Genomic DNA, 20,689 nt, shown 5'->3' on the forward strand with positions numbered 1-20,689 from the left:
CCTCGCCGAATCGCGCCGCAACACGCGCCCGAGACGCAATTGCTGCTCGACGCCATCGCCAGGCTCGAGGCGGCGGTGCTCAAGCCGCAACGGCAAAGCGGCTTCTCCGGCATTCTCGCCGAGCTCGCGGATATCAGCGCGGCGATTACCCGCACACGGCGCGAGATTGCCCAGCTTCGCACGCCTCCGACCTTCGACAAGCGTCTCTCAAACGCTTCCGAGGAGCTCGACCAGATCGTCGAGGCCACGGAGACGGCCACGTCCGAGATCCTGTCGGCTGCCGAGGACGTGCAAGAGGTGGCCTGGACGCTTCGGGAGAAGGGCGTGGACCCCGCGTTCTGCGACCGGCTCGATCGGCACGCTATCGATATCTACACCGCGTGCTCGTTCCAGGACATCACCGGGCAGCGGACCGCCAAGGTGGTGCGCTTGCTGCGCCATGTCGAACAGCGCATCCACGCGATGATCGGCGCCTCGGATGTTGGGGAGGCCGCGCCGGCGGGGCCACTCACCGAGGACGACGACGACCTTCTGAACGGTCCCCCGAAAGATGGCGACGGCCTGAAGCAGCATGACGTGGATGCGATGCTGACGCAGGGTCGGAGCCTCCACGCGGAGGCCGCGCCAAGCCGCGCCGCACCAGGCCTGCCGGAGGCTCCGCCGGGCCGGAAAGCGCCCGGTTCGAGCGGCCGGAGCCCTTGACCCTCTCCGAGCTTCACGCGGTAAAGCGCGCCGCCCTTTTCGGCTAGCCTTTTTCTGCCTTCTCTTACTGAGACTTAGCGCGTCAGGTGCGACAACTTGGCACGTCCGGTCTTGAAAAGAAACGGGCCGCTAACCATCTCTGGGTGGACGCAAGTTCCCCCAAGCGTCCCCCAAACTGACGCATGAATGAAGCGCCCGGTTTCCCCCCAACCGGGCCGCTTTCTTTTTGGGGGTCTCGGCCCGCCGCCGGCGCAAGCGCGGCAAGAGCCGGCGCCGCTCGGGCAGTCCCAGATTGTGGGCCGCGAGCACGTTGTCCAGAAACTCCTGGGCCGAATTCTCCCAACTGTAATTCAGCGCATGCGCCCTGGCCGCGCCGCGGTCGAGCTCCAGCGCGCGAAGCGCGGCGGCCCTGAGATCGGTGTCGATCGCGCCAACCGCCGGGTCCGTGAGCACGTCCTTCGGCCCATGGGCCGGGAAGGCCGCCACGGGCACGCCGCAGGCCAAAGCCTCCAGAATCACGAGGCCGAACGTATCGGTGAGGCTCGGAAACACGAACACATCGGCCGAGGCATAGGCTTTGGCCAGGTCCTCGCCCTCTTTCGGCCCGGTGAACAGCACATCCGGATAGCGCCGCTCGAGCTCCGCCGCTTGCGGGCCGCCGCCGACCACCACCTTGCGGCCCGGCAGGTCGAGATCGAGAAAGGCCTTGATATTCTTCTCCACGGCGACGCGTCCGACATAGAGAAAGACCGGCTCCGTGCCGAACAGGCGCACTTTGCGCGGCTTGAACAGATCCACGTCGACGCCGCGGGTCCAGCGCATCATGCGCTCGAAGCCCTTCGCCTTGAGATCGGCTTCCACGGAAGGCGCGGCGACGAACAACCCGGCCCCGCTATTGTGGAAGCGCCTCTGGAAGGCGTAGCCCCAAGACTCGGGGACGGGCAGCCGGGCCGAGAGATATTCGGGGAAGCGCGTGTGATAGCTCGTGGTGAAGGGGCGCTTCATCTTGCGGCAGTACTGCCGCGTCATCAGGCCGATGGGGCCCTCCGTGGCGATATGGATGAAGTCGGCTTGCGCCGCCTCGATATGGCGCGCAATCGTGCGCGGTGTGGTGAGCGCCAACCTGATCTCTGGATACGTGGGACAGGGAAGCGTGCGGAATTGAGAGGGGGCGAGGAAGCAGGCTTCGGCGCCGAGCTTCGGAAGCTCGACGGCCAGCCTCTCATAGGTGCGGACAACGCCATTCACCTGGGGGTGCCAGGCATCGGTCGCGATGAGGATGCGCATCAGGCGGCAGCCTCAAGCTCCTTGGCCGGGGCGTCGGCCCCGCGCACGCCCGTGTGCGGATTCCAGCGGATGATTTCGAAGATCCCCTCCTCGGTCTCGGCCACGGCGGTGCAGCTTTCGACCCAGTCCCCGAGATTGATATAGACGACGTCGCCCACCTGACGCATGGCGGCGTGATGGATGTGCCCGCAGATGACCCCTTGCGCGCCGTTGCGCCGCGCTTCCTGCGAGAGGGCCTGCTCGAACTCGCCGATATAGTTCACCGCGCGCTTGACCCTGTGCTTGAGGTAGGCCGACAGCGACCAATACGGCATGCCGAACCAGCGGCGCACGACATTGAGATGCGTGTTGAACCAAAGCGCCATCGTGTAGCTCCAGTCCCCCAGGAAGGCGAGCCACTTGGCGTAGCGGACGACCACGTCGAACTCGTCGCCGTGCATGATGAGATAGCGCCTGCCGTCGGCGCCCGTGTGGACCGTCTGGCGCTCGATGGCGATGCCGCCGAACTGGGACCCGCAATATTCGCGCATGGCCTCGTCGTGATTGCCCGGGATGTAGACGAGCTCGGTACCTTTGCGGACCTTGCGCAGCAGCTTTTGCAGGACGTCGTTATGGGCTTGCGGCCAGTAGATGCCGCGCCGGATGCGCCAGAAGTCGACGATGTCGCCCACGAGGTAGATGCGGGGCGCGTCGTGGCAGCGGATAAAGTCTAGGAAGGCTTCGGCTTGGCAGGCCTTGGTGCCGAGATGGATGTCGGAAATAAAAAGCGCGCGATACTGCCGCATTTCCGGCTCGTTTGTCGCGTCGTCTTCGATCCGAGTGTTCAGCACGATAAAGCGCGACTTAAGGTGATTTTGTTTCAGGGTTGTGACATCCACGGTTACCTAGGTTAACGGGCGGCAGCTTGCAGAGGTTGACCGGGCTTGGCTCACTGGGGCTTGGGCTTCGCCCGTCTTTGGGTTAACAACTTGCGGGATTTGAGCTGGGGGTTGAATGAGCGACAAAGACGGGGTGATCCATGATGTCGGGCGCTCTCGGGTAGCCGCATGACAGCCGGGTTCGGACTGGAGAAGCTTGGCCTCGTCTCCCTGCGCTATCCCTGGATATGCTTGGCGATCGTGATTCTGGTGACCCCGATCCTGGCGTACGGGGCGAGCCAGCTACAGTTCTCGAGCGACATTCGAGAGATTTTCCGCTCGGGCGACCCGGCGTTCGACCAGCTCGATGTCGTCGAAGAGCGCTTTCCCGACGTCCAGCGCGACATCCACGTGGTCGTTTCCTCGGACAAGCCCTTCGACCTCGACGACCTGAAGACGCTCAAGACGCTCGACCAGGAGCTCGGCGCGCTCGCCGGCGTGCGCAGCGTGTTGTCGATGTTCTCGGCCATTCAACCGCCCGAAGAGGGTGCGGAGCTCCAGCCGCTGTTTCCGGACGACCTGGATAGGATCGAGAACTGGGATGCGCTTCGCAAGGAGGCGACGGCCAATCCCCTCATTGCCGATAAGCTCCTGTCCGACGACGGCAGCCTCGCCGTCTTCTCCATTTCCTTGGCCGAGAAAAACCGGAGCGAAGAGACGGACCGCCGGCTCGTCGGCGAAGTCAGGAGCAAGGCCGAAGAGGTCTTGGCGGGCACTAACCTCGACTTGGCGCTGACGGGGCTCGCCGCGATGCGGATCGAGATCATCTCGGCGCTTGCGCGCGATCAGAAGATCTTCCGGCTGCTGGCGCTCGGTGTCTCGCTCCTGATCGCCTGGCTGTTCTTCCGCCGGCTCGCCTTCGTGGCTGTCGCGGGCATTCCCGCCGTCGTCGCGGTCATCTGGCTCCTCGGCGGCATGTGGCTCTTCGGGCAGGAGATCAACCTTCTGACCGGAGTCGCGCCGACCATCGTGCTCGTCATCGTGTTCTCCGACTGCCTGCATTCTGCTCTTTTCGGTGCGCAACGCGTCCGGGCCGGGTCCAGCCTCGAGGCCGCGGTCGAGCGGGCCATCCGCCGCGTCGGGCCGGCCTGCGTGCTCACCTCGCTCACCACGACGCTCGCCCTGGCGTCGCTGATCTGGATGCCGCATCCCTTCGTGGCCAATTTCGGCATCGTCGCGGCGTCGGGCACGGCGGTCGCGCTGATGGGCACGCTTCTTCTCGTCCCGCCCTTGGCGCTGCTGTTCCTGCGGAGCTTCGCCCGCGAGAATCAGCAGCAGGTCGAAAAGAACAGTGTCCTGCGGGGCATCGACCGCGTGTGCCACTGGGCCGCCGACGCGGTGACGTTCGCCCCGCGCGCCATCTCGGCGGTGGGCGTCCTCATCGTCCTCGCAGCGGGATGGCTCTATCTCCTGAACGAACCGCGCTACAGCTATGCGAGCAACCTGCCGGAGAACCATCCGGCGCTCGCCGGCCTCAACGCCGTGGACAGCAAGCTTGCCGGCGCCAACGCGCTGCTCGTCGTCCTCGATTGGCCGAAGGACTACAATCTGATGTCCTTCCGCACGCTGGACGTCATCCGCAAGGTTCACGCCACGCTGGCGCGCGAGCCGGCGCTCGGGGCCATCACCTCGGCCCACGCCATGGAGGAATGGCTCGGCGGCGGGGTGGAGGGCGAGGACCGTCTGATGGCGTTCTTGGAGAGCGCAAAAGACACCTCGCTGGTGAAGGGGCTCGCCTCAATGGAAGAGAATTCCGTGCTGGTCACCGCCCGGTTCGGCGAGCTCACCTCCGACGAGCTGGACCCCATGATGGAGCGGCTGCAGCGGCGCCTAAACAGCATCGCCAAAGAAGAACGCACCAAGGTGCAGATCTCGGTGACCGGCATCGTCCCGGTGACCGCGCGGGCGAGCCACGAAATGATCGAGCTGCTCAATCGCAGCCTGATGATCACCGTCGGCATGATCCTCGTGTTGATCGCGCTCGCCATGCGCTCGGTCGGCGCAGGGCTGGTCAGCATCCTGCCGAACCTCTTCCCGCTGGCGATGGGCGGCGCCTATATCTACCTGGCCGGCTGGGGGCTTCAGTTCACCAATCTGGTCGCCTTCACGGTCGGCTTCGGCATCGCCGTCGACAGCACGATCCATGTGCTCAACCGCTATCGCCTGGAGAAATCCGACGAGGTCGATCTGGACACGGCGCTGCGCCAGACGATCACCGCGGTCGGCCCCGTGGTGATCATCAGCACGATCGTGCTTGCCGCCGGCATCGGCACGAGCCTCTTGAGCGAGCTGCCCATGGTCTCGCTCTACGGCACGATCGTGGTCATCGTGCTGCTGTCCTCGATGGTCGGCGCGCTGCTGTTCCTGCCCGCGCTCATGGAGACGGTCGAAGGCTGGCGCAAGAAATCGAAGACCGTGTCGAAGGCGCTCGGCTAGCCCTACGCCTCGATGAAGGCCAGGAGGTCCGCGTTGATCGTCTCCGCGTGGCTGGTGATCATGCCGTGCGGCAGGTCCTTGTAGGTCTTCAAGGTTCCGTTCTTGAGCAGCTTCGCCGACAGCGGCCCCGCCGCCACGTAAGGCACGATCTGGTCGTCCTCGCTGTGCATGACCAGCACCGGCACGGTGATCTTCTTCAGATCCTCGGTGAAGTCCGTCTGCGAGAAAGCGACGATGCCGTCGTAATGCGCCTTGGCGCCGCCCATCATGCCTTGCCGCCACCAATTGGTGATCACGCCCGGCAGCGCTTGCGCGCCCGGGCGGTTGTAGCCGTAGAACGGCCCGGCCGGCAGGTCGTAGTAGAACTGGGCGCGGTTCGCGGCGAGTTGCGCCTGGAGATCGTCGAACACCGATTTGGGCAGGCCGTCCGGATTGGACTCCGTCTTGACCATCAGCGGCGGGACCGCGCTGATGATGGCCGCCTTCGCCACCCCGTCCTCGCCGTGCCGGGCGATATAGTGCACGACCTCGCCGCCGCCGGTCGAATGGCCGATATGGATGGCGTCCTTGAGCCCGAGATGCTTGGTCACCGCGGCGAGATCGTCGGCGTAATGGTCCATGTCGTGCCCGCTATCCGTCTGGCTCGAACGGCCATGCCCGCGCCGGTCGTGGGCGATGACGCGGTAGCCTTTGTTCAGGAAGAACATCATCTGCGCGTCCCAATCGTCGGCGGAGAGCGGCCAGCCATGGCTGAACACGATCGGCCGGCCCGAACCCCAATCCTTGTAGAAGATCTCGACACCGTCCTTCGTGGTGATGGTGGGCATCTCATTCGCTCCTATGTGCGGCAGACCTCTCGTTACAGCAGCGATCACAGTCATAGATCGTGACAGTTTGTTGTCAGGCTGCGCGGCCTAAGTGACCGTTTTTTGGGCAGCGATCGGGGCCCTCTTGGAATGACCCTGGTCGAGACAGCTCGCGAGTCATGATCGCCCAAAGTGTCAGGACGAGCCGATGATCGCCGGCAACGTGACCGCGGGAAAGTCGCGCGGGATCACGGCGCTCGAGCAGATCCCCACGGCCACTTCCCAGAAGTGAAACAGAGCGTGGCCCGAGAGCCATAGTGTCGGGGCCGCCCAGAAGGTCACGCGCAAGTCCGGCCGTGCCGCGCCCAACAGGAATGCACCGCCTAGAAAAAGAAAAATCAGTCCGATGTCGCGCAGGAAATGCTGATTGAACGGTCCGGTCGTGGTTACGCCTGGAACCGCGACATACCAGGCTTCGGGCGAAACCAGCATGGAGACACCGTTGCCGAGCAGCGCGACGCCGAAGAGCGTCGCCACGCTCAGGCAAAGCCATTTTACGGCAGTGGAACCGTCTGCTCGCGCCCGGCTCATCGGGCCGCCCCGTGTGAGGTTGCGAGCCAGTCATCAAAGCGAATGGTGCCGAGACGCGGACCCTCGCCCGGCGTCAGAGACCGGTCGTTCAGCTCCGCACCGAAATAGCGCGCGTGTACGTCCGCGATCACCCGGCGGCCGTCTCCTTTCGCGGCCAGGAACTTCGTGGCGACCTTGTCGAGAGGGCAGGCTTCGGGGCCGGCGACTTCGATCGTGGCATTGCGCGGGGCTCCGAGCGCCAGCTCGGCCAGCGCCGCGGCTACATCGTCCGAGGCAACGGGCTGAAGCAGAGCCGGCGACAGGCGCACCACGTCACCGTCGGCGCCGGCGCGATGATGCCGTTGACGAACTCGAAGAACTGGGTCGAGCGGAGAATGGTGTAAGGCACCCCGGACTCCTTAATCAGCTTCTCCTGCGCCAGCTTCGCGCGAAGATAGCCGCTCGCCGGGACCCGCTCGGCCCCGACCACCGACAGGGCGAGATCGATGCTTCACCCCCGCAGCAATCTCCGCGGTCATGAGGTTGCGTCCGGCCGTCTCGAAGAATTCCATCACCGCCGCGTCCTCGAAGGACGGGGAATTCGCCACGTCCACGACCACTTCCGCACCTGAAAGCGCCTCTGCCAGGCCTTCCCCGGTGATGGTGTTGACGCCGGAGGCGGGAGAGGCGGCCACCACCTCGTGGTCGCGGGCCCGAAGTCTGTTCACGACGTTCGTTCCGATGAGGCCGCTGCCTCCAATGACGACGATTTTCATGGTCGAGTCTCCCTGGGTTCATGTTCAGCGAAGGCAAGAATGCCGGATGGCCTGGCGGAAAGCCTTGCAGCGACCTTGAATTTCGGTTGAATTTCGCGTGTCTCTCTGTCCAAGGAGACGCAGTCTCTTCGTCGGTCGGTTGGCGGGCACCCGCGCACGGGTTCATGGAGCGCCGAATGCAGCTCATGTTCGGCCACTACGTGCTTGATCCTGAACGCCGGGAGCTCACGCGCGATGCACAACCGATTGCCGTTGGGCCGCAGGTCTTCGATCTCCTGCTCTATCTGGTGAACCACCGGGCACACGTCGTCAGCAAGGACGAGGTGCTGGACGCGGTCTGGGACGGCCGGATCGTTTCGGACTCGACCTTGACCAGCCACATCAACGCGGCGCGCAAGGCGATTGGCGACAGCGGCAGCAAGCAGGAGCTGATCCGCACGGTTGCCCGCAAGGGGTTCCGCTTCGTCGGCGAGGTCGTGGAGCTTGAGCCCGGCTCGACGTCAGAATCGCCCGCGCCCGGCGATGAAGTGCCTCAAGCTGCGCCGGCCCTCCCGGACAGACCCTCCATCGCCATCCTGCCCTTCCTGAACCTGAGCGGCGACGTCGAGCAGGACTATTTCACTGACGGCGTGGTCGAGGACATCATCTCGGCCTTGTCGCGCAACCGCTGGCTGTTCGTGATCGCGCGCAATTCGAGCTTCACCTACAAGGGGCGCGCCGTCGACGTGAAGCAGGTGGGCCGCGAGCTCGGCGTGCGCTACGTGCTGGAAGGCAGCGTGCGCAAGTCGGCGAACCGCGTGCGGATCACGGGACAGCTGATCGACGCGGCGACGGGCGCGCATTTGTGGGCCGAACGCTTCGAAGGCGCGCTCGACGACATCTTCGCCGTGCAGGATCAGGTGACGGCAAGCGTGGTCGGTGCGATCGCCCCGCAGCTGGAGCACGCGGAGATCGAGCGCGCGCAGAAGAAGCCGACCGGGAGCCTCGACGCCTACGACTATTACCTGCGCGGCATGGCGAAACTGCACCGCGGGACGCGGGAGGCCATCGAGGAGGCGCTGCCGCTGTTCCAAGAGGCGATCGCGCGCGATCCCGGTTTCGCGTCGGCCCACGCGATGGCGGCGTGGTGCTACTTCTGGCGCAAGGTCAATGGTTGGATGACCGACCGGCCGCAAGAAATCTCTGAAGGCACGCGGCTCGCCCGTCGTGGCGTCGAGCTTGGAAAGGACGACGCGGTCGCGCTCGCGCGCGGCGGCCATGCGCTCGCGCATCTCAGCGGTGACCTCGAGAACGGCATTGCGCTGCTCGACCGGGCCCTCCTTCTCAATCCCAACCTCGCTGCCGCGTGGTTCCTTGGAGGCTTCTTGAAGCTCTGGCACGGCGAGCCGGACGACGCCATCGAGCGGTTCACCCACGCCATGCGCCTTAGCCCACTCGATCCGGAACTCTACCGCATGCAAGCCGGAATGGCGGTCGCGCATTTTTTCGCGGGCCGCATCGACGACGCGTCGTCCTGGGCGGAGAAGGCGGCCAGAGAGATTCCCGACTTCACCATGGTGATCGGAGTCATCGCAGCGTGTCATGCCCTGTCCGGGCGAACGGACGACGCACGGCAAGCCATGGATCATCTGCTCCGGCTCTATCCCAGCTTGCGCCTCTCAAATCTCAAAGAGTGGCTCCCGATCCATAGACCGGAAGACTTGGCCGCCTTGACAGACGGCTTGCGCAAAGCGGGCCTGCCGGCGTGAGGGTGAGCCGAGGATTTGAGACACGCCTCCAATCCACGCTCGGCTCGGCCGTCGTCGAGGCCGCGTCCATGGCGGTCGGGTTCGGGCTGACCGGCCTCGCGGTGCGGCTTCAGGACGGACGCCACCTCGCGGTCAAGGCGCGCAGCGAAGGGAGCGATGGGCCGAGCCTGGAGATCGAAGGCACTATGCTTTCCGAGCTCGCCCGGCTGTCGGATCTGCCAGTGCCGCATGTCCATGTGTCCGAGCCCGATCTTCTGGTGATGGATTTCATCGAGAACGATGGCGGCCCGGTCACGCCGGCGGTGGAGAGCGACGCTGCGCGCCTCATCGCGGCCCTGCACGCCAGCCCCCGCCCGCATTTCGGCTTTGCGCGGGACACGCTTATCGGGCCCCTGCCCCAGCCCAATCCGATGGGCGCTTTGTGGGTGCCGTTCTTCCGCGACCACCGTTTGCTGCACATGGCGCACGCGGCAAACGACGAAGGCCGGCTGCCGGCGCCGCTCTTCTTGCGGCTCGAAAAACTCGCCGCGCGCCTCGACGACTATTTGCTGGAGCCGTCCCACCCGAGCCTGCTCCACGGCGATCTGTGGACCGGCAATGTGCTCGTGCGCGCGACCGGATCGCGGGCTTCGTCGACCCGGCGATCTCTTTCGGGCATCCGGAGATCGAGCTCGCCTTCACCACGATGTTCGGCACGTTCGGGAAGGCGTTCTTCGCCGCCTACGAGGCGCTATCCCCGCTCGAGCCGGGCTTCCACGATGTGCGGCGGGATCTCTACAATCTCTACCCGGCGCTGGTGCATGTCCGGCTGTTCGGGGCGGGCTATCTTTCCGGCATCGAGGCGACGGTGGCGCGGCTCGGATTTTGACTCTTATTGGATGTGTAATGGCGCCTTCTCGGGGCGTCAGCGGCGCATGATTGCGGGGTAATTTGCCCGCCTATTTCGCGGGGATAAACGCGCCTGTTTTGCGAGGATAAAAAAGAACCGGCCCGGGCAAGCCGGGCCGGTCTTCCCTGCGAAACGAGCCGAACGCGAAAGGCTTGCACCTTTACTTGCGGGCTTCGGCTCGCCCCCCATTATGTTCCTGAGCCGTCCAATTCTTGGTCTTGCTTCAGGTCCCTGCTCTGTCGTCCGTTCCCCCGGAAGAGTAGGCCCCCCAGCCCGTCCCCCGTGATGTGATGCAAAGCTAGCGCGGCGGGCCTCCGTCCTTCAACAAGCGCGAGGCCGCAAATGCACTTCGTTCCGGCACTGTTGCGGAAATGCAAAACGCCTTAGGGCGCGGCTCTGCTTATCCTTTTTCCTTGTTGAAAATCAGCGTGTTAACGAGTCATGGCCGGGGTTGCGGCGCCCCCTCGCTGGGCCTGCCGCACACGTTTTGCGGGCACCGGCCCCACCCCTTTCGCCGAAACTTTACGCAAGGGCTGTTGCATATGAGCCACGAGGCCGCGTTGACCGGGCCACAGCGCCTGTGACGGACGATTCAGCGTCGGTACGGACGGCGGCGGCGCGCCGTTGCGCCTCGCCCGCTCCTGTGCATCATGCGGCGAACCATGGCCTTAAGGGAGCGCAATGAAACTCGTACGATTTGGCGATAGCGGACAGGAGAAGCCCGGCCTTCTCGACGGCAACGGACGGATCCGCGATCTCTCCGGCGTCGTCGGCGATCTCTCGGGCGACGCGCTCGGGCCGGAAAGCCTCAAGCGTTTGAAGGAGATCGATCCTGGGACGCTCCCTCTGGTCGAAGGGTCTCCGCGCCTCGGCGCGCCCGTGGGCGTGGTGCCGAAATTCCTCGGCATCGGGCTCAATTATCGCGACCACGCCGAGGAGACCGGCATGCCGATCCCCGAGGTGCCGATCGTGTTCGCCAAGGCCAGTTCCTGCGTGTCCGGACCGAACGATCCCGTTCTGGCGCCGGCGGCCTTCAAGCGCATGGATTACGAGGTCGAGCTCGCCGTGGTCATCGGCTCGCGGGCCAAGAACGTGGCCAAGGAGAACGCGCTCGACTATGTGGCCGGCTATTGCATCGGCAACGATGTCTCCGAGCGCAGCCTCCAGAAGGGGGGCCCGGGCGAATGGATCAAGGCCAAGAGCCACGACAGTTTCGGCCCGCTCGGCCCCTGGCTCGTCACCACCGACGAGATCGCCGATCCGCAAGCACTCGATCTCAGCCTCGACCTCAACGGCGAGCGCATGCAGACCGGCAACACCGCGACCATGATCTTCAGCGTGGCGGATCTGGTGAGTTATATCAGCCAATATATGACGCTGGTCCCCGGCGACGTCATCACCACGGGCACGCCGCCTGGCGTCGGCATGGCGCGGAACCCCCGCGTGTTCCTCAAGCCCGGCGACGAGATGGTGCTGCGCGTTCAGGGGCTGGGCGAGCAGCACGCCAAGGTCGTGGCCGACGGTTAAGCGTCCTCAGGCCTTCCAAAGCGCATGGAAATGGTGGACGGGGCCCCTGCCCTGGCCTACCGCGATCTCGTCGGCGGCGATGATGGCCGCGGTGACGTAGAGCTTCGCGATCTTCACCGCCTTGTCCAAGCTCTCGCCTTTGGCCAGCTCCGCGGCGATGGCCGAGGACAAGGTGCAGCCCGTGCCGTGGGTATTCTCGGTCTCCACCCGCGGCGCCTCGATGCGCTGGACGCCGTTCTCGTCCGCGAAGATATCAAGCGCCGTCTCGGCCATGGATTCGCCCCCCGTGAGCAGGACGGCCTTCGCTCCGAGATCGCGCAGGCGCTCGGCGCGGCCTTCCAGCATTTGCTCCCGGCTCTCCGCCGGCTCGCCGAGCAGGACCGCGCCCTCCCGGAGGTTCGGCGTGATCAGGTGTGCGCGCGGCATGAGCCGGTCGCGCAAGGCCTCCACCGCATCCTCATCGAGCAGCCGATCGCCGCTTGTCGCCACCATGACGGGATCGAGCACCACGGGAACGCCAGGAAAGTCATCGAGCCCATCCGCCACGGCCTCGATAATGGGCGCGGTGGCGAGCATGCCGATCTTGATGGCGCCGACCTTGAGATCGCTCGCCACGCTGCGCATCTGGGCGAGCACGAATTCCGGCGGCACGGCCATCACGTCATCCACGCCCCTGGTGTTCTGGGCGGTCAGCGCGGTGATGGCGCTCGCGCCATAAACGCCGAGTGCCGAGAACGTCTTGATATCGGCCTGGATGCCGGCGCCGCCCGAGGAGTCGGAGCCGGCGATGGTCAGCGCGATCGCGGTGGTGCGTTGTTTCATAGGGCGCCACTATTCATCGGTGGCGCCCGAGAGCAAGCGGCAATCGTCAGCCGATGGTGGCAAGCGACGGAAAGGTTTGCAGGATCCAGCCGGCGATCAGCGTCATGGAGTCGGTGAGGAAGAGGATGCCGGTGAGCACGAGAAAGGCGCCGAGCACCTTCTCCATCACCGCCAAATGTCCCCTGAAGCGCTGTAACGCGCTCATGAACGGCCTGATGGCGACGGCGGCCAAAATGAACGGGATGCCGAGGCCGAGCGAATAGACGAACAGCAGGCTCACGCCTTGGCGCACGGAATCTTCGCCCGCGGCGACCGCGAGGATCGCGCCGAGTACGGGCCCGATGCAGGGTGTCCAGCCGAAAGCAAAGGCCAGGCCGATGACATAGGCACCGATCAGCCCGGCGGGCCGGGTGTCGGCGTGATAGCGCGCCTCGCGGTGCAGAAGCGGAATGTGGATGACGCCGAGGAAATGAAGTCCGGCAATGATGATGATCACACCGGCGATTTTGGCGAGGATCGGCAGGTTCTCGACCACAAGCTGGCCCATCACCGTGGCGGTGGCGCCCAGGATCACGAACACCGTGGTGAAGCCGAGCACGAAGGCGACCGAGGACAGCACCACGGTCTGATAGACATGGGCCGGCGTCTCGTCCTCGCCCGTCAGCTGGTCGAAGGTGGTGCCGCCGAGAAAGCAGAGGTAAGGCGGCACGAGCGGCAGCACGCAGGGGCTCAGAAAGCTGAGGAAGCCCGCCAGGAGAGCGCCGAAATAGGTTACATTCATAGACGTCTTGCTATTGCGCCCGCTCGGGAAGAGCAAGGGCTGGCACCAAGTCGTGAAGATGAGTGATCACGAGATCCGCGCCCAAGTCGGTGACCGGGGTCACGGAGTAACCATAGCTCACGAGAACAACCCTCTTGAGGCCCGCGGCGCGTGCCGTCTTCAGGTCCGTGGCGTTGTCACCCACCATGAGGGCGGTCTCGGGACTGGCGCCAAGCTTCTTCACCACATGGATGAGACAGGCCGGATCGGGCTTTCTGGGAAACCCCGTCTCGCTACCCTGAATCGCGCCCGAACGCCGCCCCAATGCCGAGCGCGTCAGAAGGTCGCGGGCGATGGGCTCATGCTTGTTCGTGCAGAGTCCGCAAGGAATGCCCGCCTCACGCAGCACATTCAACGTCTGCCGGGCACCGGGATAGAGCTTGGAGCGCTCCGCCGGGTTGGCCGCATAGTGGGCGACAAAACGGGCCAGCACCGCTTCGTGTTCTGCTCTCTCCAGGACCACATCATGTGCGGCGAGACCGCGCGTGAGGAGCTTGGCAAGACCGCCGCCGACCATGCCGCGTACGGCCTCTTCCGGGTGCGGCGGCAGGTCAAGTTCGGCGAGAGCCCGATTGAGCGCCGTGGTAAGATCGCCGACCGTGTCGGCAAGCGTCCCGTCGAGATCGAACACCACAGCGCGGCAGTCTTCGAATGGCTCCATCAAGCGGCAGCTTGGGCGCGCATGGCCGCGTCGCGGATCGCGGCAATGTTCTCGGCATAGGCGCCGCCCTTGAACACGGCGGACCCGGCGACCAGCACATCGGCGCCGGCCTCGGCCACGAGCGGCGCCGTATCCACATTGACGCCGCCGTCGACTTCGAGATGGATCGGACGATCGCCGATCATCGCGCGAATGGCGCGGATTTTCTCAAGCTGTTCCGGGATGAAAGTCTGGCCGCCGAATCCCGGGTTCACGGTCATCACCAGAACGAGATCGACCTTATCGAGCACATATTCGATCGCCGTCTCGGGCGTCGATGGCGTGAGGCTGACGCCAGCCTTCTTGCCGAAGCTCCTGATGTGCTGGAGTGAGCGGTCGAGATGCGGTCCGGCCTCGGCATGCACTGTGATGATGTCGGAACCGGCTTTCGCGAAGGCTTCGATATAGGGGTCGCACGGCGCGATCATCAAATGCGTGTCGAAGACCTTATCACAATGGGGCCGGAGCGCTTTCACCACGTCCGGGCCGATTGTGATGTTTGGCACGAAGTGACCGTCCATGACGTCGATATGGATCCAGTCGCAGCCCGCCCGGTCGATGGCCTTCACCTCCTCGCCGAGCTTGGCGAAATCGGCGGACAGGATCGACGGAGCAACGATGATCTTGCGGCTCATGGCGGCTCCGTCTTTTGCCCGGTGCTACGCGGCCATCGTTTTGGACGGCGGCGGGGCCACGCGGCGTGAGGCGAGCGCGGCCACGGCCGGCAATTGGCGCCCGGCCAGCCACTCGAGGAACGCGCCGCCCGCGGTCGACACATAGGTGAAGTCGTCGGCGACACCCGCCATGTTCAAGGCGCGAATGGTGTCGCCCCCGCCGGCGACGGAAATCAGCTTGCCCTCGCGGGAGAGTTTCCCGGCCTGGTGAGCCAGCGCGAGCGTGCCCTTGCCGAAGGGCTCGATCTCGAACGCGCCGAGCGGGCCGTTCCACAGCAGCGTCTTCATCCCGGCCAGACGCTCCTTCAGCCGCTCGATGCTCTTCGGTCCCTGGTCGAGGACCATCATGTCGGACGGAATGGCGTTGACGTCACAGACCTTCCACTCGGTGCCGGGCGCGAATTCCACCGCTACGACCTCGTCCACGGGAAGCAGGATCTCGCAACCCGACTCCTTGGCTTTGGCGGCGACATCCCGCACCGTGTCCACGAAATCCGGCTCATAGAGAGAGTTGCCGACATTCACGCCTTGCGCGTGGAGGAAAGTGTTGGCCATGCCGCCGCCGACCACCACCACGTCCATGCAAGTGGCGAGGTTCGACAACACGTCGATCTTGGTCGAGACCTTGGCCCCGCCGACGATCGCCATCACCGGACGCTTGGGATCCTCGATGGCGCGGCCGACCGCATCGATCTCGGCCATCATCAGCAGACCGGCATAAGACGGCATCAGATGAGCGATCGCCTCGACGGAGGCATGCGCGCGGTGAGCCGAGGAGAAAGCATCGTCCACATAGATATCGCCGAGCGCGGCAAGCTCCTTGGCGAAGTTCATATCGTTTGTCGTCTCGCCCTTGTGGTAGCGCAGGTTCTCGAGCATCGCCACGTCGCCCTCCTCGAGCGACTGCAGGCCCTCTCTGACCTCCGGTCCGACGCAATCGTCGAAGAAGCGAACCGGCGCCCCGATCAGCTCCTCAAGCTTGGCTGAGACCGGGCGCAACGATGTCTCCGGAGATCGTTCGCCCTTGGGGCGGCCCAGGTGCGACAAGACAATAACCTTGGCCCCATTCTCGCGCAGCGCGTTGATGGTCGGCAGCACGCGATTGATGCGGGTCGCGTCGGCGACCTCGCCGTTCTCAACCGGCACATTGAGGTCCGCGCGGACGAGGACGCGCTTGCCCTTCACGTCGAGGCCATTGAGAGTCTTGATACTGGAAAAATCGATTGTCTTCATTTCACTCTACCATTCGTTCCGCGTCACCTTCAGATCAGTCTTCCCATGGCGACCGCGGTGTCGCTCATACGGTTGGAGAAGCCCCATTCGTTGTCATACCAGGACACGACCCGGCAGAATGTGCCGTCGATAACCTGTGTTCCTGTCAAATCGAAGACAGAACTTAGGGGGTTATGGTTGAAGTCTGATGAAACCAGGGGCTTGTCATTGATGCCCAGAACGCCCTTGAGAGGGGCTTCGGAGGCCGCCTTGGTCAAGGCTGCATTGATCTCCTCGACCGTGGTCGGCCGCGAAGCCTGGAAGGTCAGGTCGACGAGGCTGACATTTGGCACCGGCACGCGGATCGAGCAGCCATCGAGCTTGCCTTGCAATTCCGGCAGAACGAGCCCCACGGCCTTGGCCGCCCCGGTCGAGGTCGGGATCAGGTTCACCGCGCTGGCGCGGGCCCGGCGCGGATCGGAATGCAGCGTGTCGACGGTCCGCTGGTCGCCGGTATAGGCGTGGATCGTGGTCATGTAGCCGCGCTCGATACCGACCAATTTGTGCAGCACCTCGGCCACGGGGGCGAGGCAGTTGGTCGTGCAAGAGGCGTTGGAGACCACGTGATCCTTCTGGGTCAGCTTGTCGTCGTTGACGCCGTAGACCACGGTGAGGTCCGCGCCGGAGCACGGGGCGGAGACCAGAACGCGCTTGGCGCCGGCATCGAGATGCTGAGCCGCCGTCTCACGCTTGGTGAAGCGGCCGGTGCACTCCATGACGATATCGACGTCGAGATCGCGCCAGGGCAGGTTCTCGGGGTTGGCTTCCGACAAGACCGCGACATCCTGCCCGTCGGCCTTGAGGTGGCCGTCGGCGACGGCGATCTCGCCCGGAAACTTTCCGTGGACGCTGTCGAACTCCAGCAGGAGCGCATTCATGTCGGCCGAGCCCAAATCGTTGATCGCCACGAAATCGAGGTCCTTGCGGCCGGCTTCCAGAAACGCCCTGAAAGTGAGCCTGCCGATCCGGCCAAATCCGTTGATGGCGACGCGCGTGTTAGCCATGTCCTCCCTACCTCTACTTTTTGACGGTCAGTTCACGGGCCGCGGCCGCCACGGCCTCGGGCGTGATACCGAAGTGCTTATAAAGCTCCTGCGCGGGCGCAGATGCGCCGAATCCGCGCATTCCGACGAAAGTGCCATCCTGGCCGAGCCATTTCTGCCAGCCGAACTCTATGGCCGCCTCGACGCCGACCCGCGGGGCGGCGCCCAGCACCGTCTGGCGGTAGGCCTCGTCCTGGGCGTCGAACAGCTCCCAACAGGGCATGGACACGATTGCGGCCTTGATGCCGTCTCCTTGGAGCAATTTTGCGGCGTCCACCGCCAAAGACACCTCGGACCCCGTGGCAAGCAGCGTCACGTCGCGCCCGCCGTCGGGCTCGATCAGAACATAAGCCCCCTTGGCGGAGAGATTCTCCTCCGTGGGCGTGGTGCGAAGCAGCGGCAGGCCCTGGCGGGTGAGCGCCATGATTGCCGGCCTGTCCTTGGCAAGCAGCGCCAGTTCCCAGCACTCGGCGCATTCGACCGAATCGGCCGGCCGCATGACATGGAGATTGGGAATGGCGCGCAGCGCCGCAAGCTGCTCCACAGGCTGGTGGGTTGGCCCGTCCTCACCAAGTCCGATGGAATCGTGGGTCATCACATAAACCACCCGCTGTCCCATCAGCGCCGATAGGCGGATCGACGGGCGGCAATAGTCCGAGAACACGAGGAAGGTGCCGCCCATAGGGGACGATGCCCCGTGTAGCGCCAGCCCGTTCATGGCCGCCGCCATGGCGTGCTCCCGGACGCCGTAATGGATGTAGTTGCCGCCGAAATCACCCGGCTTGACGATGCCATGCTGCTTGGTGAGCGTGCCTACGGAACCGGTCAGGTCGGCCGAGCCCCCAATCAGACCCGGGACGACCGGCACCAGCCGCTCCAACACCTTCTGCGAGGATTGCCGCGTGGCGAGCTTGACGCCCTCGGCGGCGAAGTCCGTCTTGACGCTGGCGATGGCGCGGACGATGTCACCGGCCACCTTAGCGTCGATCGGCTCGACGAGGTGGTCTCGCGAGGCCGCATCGAGCCGGCCCGCCGCTTCGGTCCATCTCTCGTAAGCCTGACGATGCTTTGCGCCCGCCGCGCGCCACGTCGACAGAATCTGGGCCGGCACTTCGAACGGCGGGTGTGCCCAGCCGAGTTTTTCGCGCGCACCGGCAATCTCCTCGTCGCCGAGGGGGGAGCCGTGGGTGGAGGCGGTGCCCGCCTTTTTCGGCGCGCCGTAACCGATGATCGTCCGGCAGGCGATGAGCGAAGGCCGGTCGGTGACGCCCCTCGCGTTCTCGATGGCAAGCGCGACGGCCTCCGGGTCGTGCCCGTCCACGGCGGCGACATGCCAGCCGGAGGCACGGAAGCGCTCGAGCTGATTGTCGGACACGGCAAGATCGGTCGGTCCGTCGATGGAGATCTGGTTGTCGTCGAACAACACGATAAGCCGGCCGAGCTTGAGATGGCCGGCCAGCGAGATCGCCTCCTGGCTGATGCCTTCCATGAGACAACCGTCGCCGGCGATGCAGTAGGTGTAGTGGCTGACGATGTCGTCGCCATAGCGCTCATTGAGCAGCCGCTCGGCCAGCGCCATGCCGACGGCGTTGCCGATGCCCTGCCCGAGCGGTCCCGTGGTGGTCTCGATCCCGGGCGCATGACCGTATTCGGGATGTCCCGCGGTGCGGGCGCCCAGCTGGCGGAAGCGCTCGATCTCCCCGATCTCCATCTCCGGATAGCCGGTCAGATAGAGCAGCGCATAGAGCAGCATGGAGCCGTGCCCCGCCGACAGCACGAACCGGTCGCGGTCGGCCCAGTCCGGGTGCGCGGCATCGAATTTCAAGAAGCGGGTGAACAGGACTGTGGCCACATCGGCCATGCCCATGGGCATGCCCGGATGGCCGGACGCGGCCTTCTCCACCGCGTCCATGGCGAGCGCGCGGATGGCGTTCGCCATGTCCTTGTGTGTCGCTTCAGACAATGCTCGATCCTGCATCAAAAGGCCCTAGCCATTTGTTGTCCTCTAAATCCGACCCTAATAAGCGCGGACGCCCATTGCCGCCTTGACCGCGTGATATCCTACGAGAAGCTGGGTCAAGGCCAGCGGGTGGCTCTTATTCGCGCCGTTGGCCCCATTGGCGATATCGATGCGACCGACCTCGTCGCGCAGATGGCCCGCCTCCGGGATGAGATTCCACAGCAGATCCTCGATCCGCTCGGCCCTCTTGTCGGAGATATTGCCGTTGATCTCAAGTACGTCGACGGGTTTTCCATCCCTATCGCGAGCGAGTTCCAGGTGGAGCCCGGCATTGCTGGTCCCATCGAAAAGCGGCGAAAAATCGGGATGCGGCAAGGTCGGGCGCAGAAGATGGCGGACATCGAGCTGCGTATCGGAGCCGTTGGCCCCTTTGGGCGATTGAAAGCGGATGACGATATCAGCGAAGGTTCTCTGCGGATGGATGAAATTCGGGCTGTCCTGCTTGCGCCGCCCGAGCGACGCGACCACGTCCTCGAGCTTATAGCCGCGCTTGGTCGTATCGCGATGGATCTTCCACTTGACCCGAAGATCGTCTTCCGGATCGAGATAGATTTTCACGTCGTAGCAGTCCCGCATGGCGCGGGTGGTATAGCCAAGCAACCCTTCCGCGATCACGAACTCCGTGGGTCTGAAATAGCGGGGGCGTCCCAAGGTGCCGTCCGTGTGGCAGTATACCGGCTTCAGCACCGGCTCCCCCCGGCGCAGCAGACGCAGATGCTGCTCCAAAATGTCCACATAATTCGCGCGTGGATCGAGCGCGGAGAGACCGGCCTCGTTCCGCTCCTGGCGCGTGTAACGATGATAATCATCGGTGCAGAAGATTGAGCAGTGCTCCTCGCCCAGAATCTGGGCGACACCCGCCGACAGGGTCGTCTTTCCCGACGCCGAGTCACCCACGATACCGAGGATGATCGGATGATCCACTCGCTTGGGCATTACTGCTCCCAGGCGCTCCTATCCCTATGGCTTGTTAGGCGACATCGCGAGCCGCCACGCTCGCAAGACGTTCCGTCGGCACAAAACTCGTCAAGATCTGCCGCTCGCCCGTCGCCCCGGTTATCATCATTGTCTGCACTTTATAGTGCGCCCTGGTGCGCTCCACGCCCTCGAGCATGAGACCGGTCGTGATGCCGGTTGCACAGAAAAACACATCGTCGGACGTGATGAGCTCGTCACGCTCGAACCAGCGTGTGGTGTCGATGCCCGCGTCCTTGACCGCCTTGGTCTCGGTCTGAAGCTGCGGATCGAGGCGGGCGAGGAACTCACCGCCGATCGCGCGGATGGCACAGGCCGACATGACACCTTCCGGCGTGCCGCCCGTGCCCATCAAAGCGTCAATGCCAGAGCCGGGCACAGCCGCCATGAGAGCGCCCGCCACGTCGCCTGCTGGATACATGGCCACGCGCGCGCCGGCTGCTAGGATCTCATTGACCAGATCGCGGTGACGCGGTTTCTCCAGCACGAAGACAGTGAGATCGTAAACGTCCTTGTTGAGAACCTTGGCGAGCTCTTCGAGCTTCTTTGCCGTGGACCATGTCGGATCGATCTTGCCGCGGGCAAGCGAACTGGCCACGAACTTCTCCATGTAGAAGGCGGGACCGGGATTCATCATGGCGCCGCGCGGCGCCACGGCGGAGAACAGCGAGTGCGTTGGTCAGCCGCGCCACCAGGTAGCTCCGG

General features: G+C 64.7%; 17 protein-coding genes and 2 pseudogenes. 5 read left to right on the plus strand and 14 right to left on the minus strand.

All coding sequences use genetic code 11. From position 1 onward, the window contains the following. A partial coding sequence (locus tag AUC71_RS02820) for a protein phosphatase CheZ (protein WP_141701399.1) occupies positions 1 to 702 on the plus strand: 702 nt, incomplete at its 5' end. 129 nt (positions 703 to 831) lie between these two features. Here the strand turns inward: AUC71_RS02820 and AUC71_RS02825 are convergent. Then, positions 832 to 1,989: a glycosyltransferase family 4 protein gene (locus AUC71_RS02825; RefSeq protein ID WP_069623056.1), complete on the minus strand. Its 1,158-nt coding sequence runs from the start codon at positions 1,987 to 1,989 to the stop codon at positions 832 to 834. Further along, complete coding sequence (locus AUC71_RS02830) at positions 1,989 to 2,774, minus strand: UDP-2,3-diacylglucosamine diphosphatase (RefSeq protein ID WP_069623069.1); 786 nt, start codon at positions 2,772 to 2,774, stop codon at positions 1,989 to 1,991. The genes AUC71_RS02825 and AUC71_RS02830 overlap by 1 nt, the downstream gene beginning before the upstream one ends. A 261-nt stretch (positions 2,775 to 3,035) precedes the next feature. Here AUC71_RS02830 and AUC71_RS02835 point away from each other — a divergent pair, with 261 nt between their 5' ends. Next, positions 3,036 to 5,342 carry an efflux RND transporter permease subunit gene (locus AUC71_RS02835; protein ID WP_069623057.1) on the plus strand — a complete coding sequence of 769 codons (2,307 nt, stop codon included), beginning with the start codon at positions 3,036 to 3,038 and terminating at the stop codon, positions 5,340 to 5,342. Between the two features lie 2 nt (positions 5,343 to 5,344). Here AUC71_RS02835 and AUC71_RS02840 read toward each other — a convergent pair whose 3' ends face one another. The 3 genes and pseudogenes from AUC71_RS02840 to AUC71_RS02850 all read right to left on the minus strand — a co-directional run bounded on the left by AUC71_RS02840 (position 5,345) and on the right by AUC71_RS02850 (position 7,494). Next, complete coding sequence (locus AUC71_RS02840; RefSeq protein WP_069623058.1) at positions 5,345 to 6,169, minus strand: alpha/beta fold hydrolase; 825 nt, start codon at positions 6,167 to 6,169, stop codon at positions 5,345 to 5,347. A 174-nt stretch (positions 6,170 to 6,343) separates the two neighbouring features. Then, positions 6,344 to 6,685 (minus strand): hypothetical protein, encoded by a 342-nt coding sequence (locus AUC71_RS02845; RefSeq protein ID WP_244500769.1) that lies wholly within the window; start codon positions 6,683 to 6,685, stop codon positions 6,344 to 6,346. Positions 6,686 to 6,735: 50 nt separating this feature from the next. Continuing rightward, positions 6,736 to 7,494 (minus strand): annotated as a pseudogene (locus AUC71_RS02850) (SDR family oxidoreductase). A 176-nt stretch (positions 7,495 to 7,670) separates the two neighbouring features. Here AUC71_RS02850 and AUC71_RS02855 point away from each other — a divergent pair. The 3 genes and pseudogenes from AUC71_RS02855 to AUC71_RS02865 all read left to right on the plus strand — a co-directional run bounded on the left by AUC71_RS02855 (position 7,671) and on the right by AUC71_RS02865 (position 11,658). Continuing rightward, positions 7,671 to 9,242, plus strand: coding sequence for a winged helix-turn-helix domain-containing protein (locus tag AUC71_RS02855; RefSeq protein ID WP_069623070.1), 1,572 nt, complete (start codon positions 7,671 to 7,673; stop codon positions 9,240 to 9,242). Positions 9,243 to 9,310: 68 nt separating this feature from the next. Beyond that, positions 9,311 to 10,110 (plus strand): annotated as a pseudogene (locus AUC71_RS02860) (fructosamine kinase family protein). Between the two features lie 702 nt (positions 10,111 to 10,812). Continuing rightward, positions 10,813 to 11,658: a fumarylacetoacetate hydrolase family protein gene (locus tag AUC71_RS02865; protein WP_069623060.1), complete on the plus strand. Its 846-nt coding sequence runs from the start codon at positions 10,813 to 10,815 to the stop codon at positions 11,656 to 11,658. A 6-nt stretch (positions 11,659 to 11,664) separates the two neighbouring features. Here AUC71_RS02865 and thiD read toward each other — a convergent pair whose 3' ends face one another. From thiD to AUC71_RS02910, 9 genes are read right to left on the minus strand one after another with little or no spacing between them, the layout of a single operon-like run. Then, positions 11,665 to 12,480, minus strand: a complete 816-nt coding sequence (gene thiD / locus AUC71_RS02870; RefSeq protein ID WP_069623061.1) for a bifunctional hydroxymethylpyrimidine kinase/phosphomethylpyrimidine kinase — start codon at positions 12,478 to 12,480, stop codon at positions 11,665 to 11,667. A gap of 46 nt (positions 12,481 to 12,526) precedes the next feature. Beyond that, complete coding sequence (locus AUC71_RS02875; protein WP_069623062.1) at positions 12,527 to 13,261, minus strand: cytochrome c biogenesis CcdA family protein; 735 nt, start codon at positions 13,259 to 13,261, stop codon at positions 12,527 to 12,529. Positions 13,262 to 13,271: 10 nt separating this feature from the next. Continuing rightward, positions 13,272 to 13,961 carry an HAD-IA family hydrolase gene (locus AUC71_RS02880; protein ID WP_069623063.1) on the minus strand — a complete coding sequence of 230 codons (690 nt, stop codon included), beginning with the start codon at positions 13,959 to 13,961 and terminating at the stop codon, positions 13,272 to 13,274. After that, entirely contained in the window at positions 13,961 to 14,635 is a 675-nt protein-coding gene (gene rpe / locus AUC71_RS02885; RefSeq protein WP_069623064.1) for a ribulose-phosphate 3-epimerase, read from the minus strand. Before rpe ends, AUC71_RS02880 begins: the two co-directional genes overlap by 1 nt. A 24-nt stretch (positions 14,636 to 14,659) precedes the next feature. Then, positions 14,660 to 15,907, minus strand: a complete 1,248-nt coding sequence (locus tag AUC71_RS02890) for a phosphoglycerate kinase (protein WP_193427004.1) — start codon at positions 15,905 to 15,907, stop codon at positions 14,660 to 14,662. 29 nt (positions 15,908 to 15,936) lie between these two features. Further along, positions 15,937 to 16,950: a type I glyceraldehyde-3-phosphate dehydrogenase gene (gene gap / locus AUC71_RS02895; RefSeq protein WP_069623065.1), complete on the minus strand. Its 1,014-nt coding sequence runs from the start codon at positions 16,948 to 16,950 to the stop codon at positions 15,937 to 15,939. Between the two features lie 13 nt (positions 16,951 to 16,963). Then, positions 16,964 to 18,967, minus strand: a complete 2,004-nt coding sequence (gene tkt / locus AUC71_RS02900; protein ID WP_069623066.1) for a transketolase — start codon at positions 18,965 to 18,967, stop codon at positions 16,964 to 16,966. Positions 18,968 to 19,006: 39 nt separating this feature from the next. Then, a complete protein-coding gene (locus AUC71_RS02905) occupies positions 19,007 to 19,945 on the minus strand; it encodes a phosphoribulokinase (protein ID WP_069623067.1) in 939 nt (312 codons plus the stop codon). Positions 19,946 to 19,979: 34 nt separating this feature from the next. Beyond that, entirely contained in the window at positions 19,980 to 20,639 is a 660-nt protein-coding gene (locus tag AUC71_RS02910; RefSeq protein WP_069623068.1) for a fructose-bisphosphatase class II, read from the minus strand. Between the last annotated feature and the right edge of the window lie 50 nt (positions 20,640 to 20,689).

The sequence above is a fragment of the Methyloceanibacter marginalis genome (assembly GCF_001723295.1).
GTDB lineage: Bacteria > Pseudomonadota > Alphaproteobacteria > Rhizobiales > Methyloligellaceae > Methyloceanibacter > Methyloceanibacter marginalis.

Excerpts from the sequence above, each read along its gene's own strand:
- AUC71_RS02825 (WP_069623056.1), bottom strand. The coding sequence starts at position 1,989 with ATGCGCATCCTCATCGCGACCGATGCCTGGCACCCCCAGGTGAATGGC.
- AUC71_RS02830 (WP_069623069.1), bottom strand. The coding sequence starts at position 2,774 with ATGCGGCAGTATCGCGCGCTTTTTATTTCCGACATCCATCTCGGCACC.
- AUC71_RS02835 (WP_069623057.1), top strand. The coding sequence starts at position 3,036 with ATGACAGCCGGGTTCGGACTGGAGAAGCTTGGCCTCGTCTCCCTGCGC.
- AUC71_RS02840 (WP_069623058.1), bottom strand. The coding sequence starts at position 6,169 with ATGCCCACCATCACCACGAAGGACGGTGTCGAGATCTTCTACAAGGAT.
- AUC71_RS02855 (WP_069623070.1), top strand. The coding sequence starts at position 7,671 with ATGCAGCTCATGTTCGGCCACTACGTGCTTGATCCTGAACGCCGGGAG.
- AUC71_RS02865 (WP_069623060.1), top strand. The coding sequence starts at position 10,813 with ATGAAACTCGTACGATTTGGCGATAGCGGACAGGAGAAGCCCGGCCTT.
- thiD (WP_069623061.1), bottom strand. The coding sequence starts at position 12,480 with ATGAAACAACGCACCACCGCGATCGCGCTGACCATCGCCGGCTCCGAC.
- AUC71_RS02875 (WP_069623062.1), bottom strand. The coding sequence starts at position 13,261 with ATGAATGTAACCTATTTCGGCGCTCTCCTGGCGGGCTTCCTCAGCTTT.
- AUC71_RS02880 (WP_069623063.1), bottom strand. The coding sequence starts at position 13,961 with ATGGAGCCATTCGAAGACTGCCGCGCTGTGGTGTTCGATCTCGACGGG.
- rpe (WP_069623064.1), bottom strand. The coding sequence starts at position 14,635 with ATGAGCCGCAAGATCATCGTTGCTCCGTCGATCCTGTCCGCCGATTTC.
- AUC71_RS02890 (WP_193427004.1), bottom strand. The coding sequence starts at position 15,907 with ATGAAGACAATCGATTTTTCCAGTATCAAGACTCTCAATGGCCTCGAC.
- gap (WP_069623065.1), bottom strand. The coding sequence starts at position 16,950 with ATGGCTAACACGCGCGTCGCCATCAACGGATTTGGCCGGATCGGCAGG.
- tkt (WP_069623066.1), bottom strand. The coding sequence starts at position 18,967 with ATGCAGGATCGAGCATTGTCTGAAGCGACACACAAGGACATGGCGAAC.
- AUC71_RS02905 (WP_069623067.1), bottom strand. The coding sequence starts at position 19,945 with ATGCCCAAGCGAGTGGATCATCCGATCATCCTCGGTATCGTGGGTGAC.